Source organism: Streptomyces sparsus, assembly GCF_054776295.1.
Map to the genome: position 1 here is coordinate 1 of NZ_BAAHCA010001334.1, position 1,000 is coordinate 1,000.

Sequence of the window (1,000 nt, forward strand, 5' to 3'; positions counted from 1 at the left end):
CGGCAACGGCGTGCGGGCGCTCGCCGGTCTCGGGGTGGCCGCCCGCTCGGCCACGAGGGGCGCGCCGATCCGCAGCCAGCAGCTGTGCGACCGGCGCGGGCGCGTGCTGGCCGACCTGGGCATGGCCGACCTCTGGCAGGACGTGGGGGAGTGCGTCGGCACCACACGCGCCGAACTGCACGCGGCCCTCCGCGAGGACCTGACGGTCCCGGTACGGTTCGGCGTCACCGTGCGCTCACTGACCACGGACTCCGGCGGGGTGGACGTGGTGTTCACCGACGGTGGTGGTGGCCGCTACGACGTGGTGGTCGGGGCGGACGGCATCCGCTCGGGCCTCCGCGCCCTGATCCGGCCGCAGGCCGGGCCCCGCTTCCTCGGACAGGCGTCCTGGCGTTTCCTGACGGACGACCCCTGCGGCATCGACCGCTGGACGGTCTGGCTCGGCTGCGGCCTCACCTTTCTCGCCTACCCCGTCGGCGGCGGCCGGGTGTGCTGCTACGCAGACCGGTCGACCCGGACCCGGCCGGCCGCCGCAGGAGGGCAGGCGGCCGGCGACGCACGGCTGGCGGACCTGTTCGCCGGCTTCGACCCGCGCGTGGGCGCCCTGCTGGCCACGCCCGCCGCCGCCGAACCGCACCGCTCCCCGGTGGAGGAGGTGCCGGACGAGACGTGGACCGACGGACGGGTCGTGCTCATCGGGGACGCGGCACACGCCGCCTCCCCGAACATGGCGCAGGGCGTGGCCATGGCGGTGGAGGACGCCCTCGTGCTCGCCGAGACGCTCGCCGCCGACCAGGACCCGCTCACCCGACTCCAGCGGTACCGCGCCCGCCGACTGCCCCGCACCCGATGGGTCCGGCAGCAGACGCGTCGCCGGGACCGGACCAGGGGCATGCCTGCGGTGCTGCGCGACACGCTGCTCCGCCACGGTGCTCGCAACCTGTACGAACGCGGGTGACCCCGCACGAGGGTCGCCCGTCCGGAATCCCCGACCGCGGTC

General features: G+C 76.0%; 1 protein-coding gene. It reads left to right on the forward strand.

Annotated elements, in window-relative coordinates; translation table 11 throughout:
* A partial coding sequence (locus ACYVE9_RS28255; protein WP_461030730.1) for an FAD-dependent monooxygenase occupies nucleotides 1–958 on the forward strand: 958 nt, incomplete at its 5' end.
* Nucleotides 959–1,000: the final 42 nt, after the last annotated feature.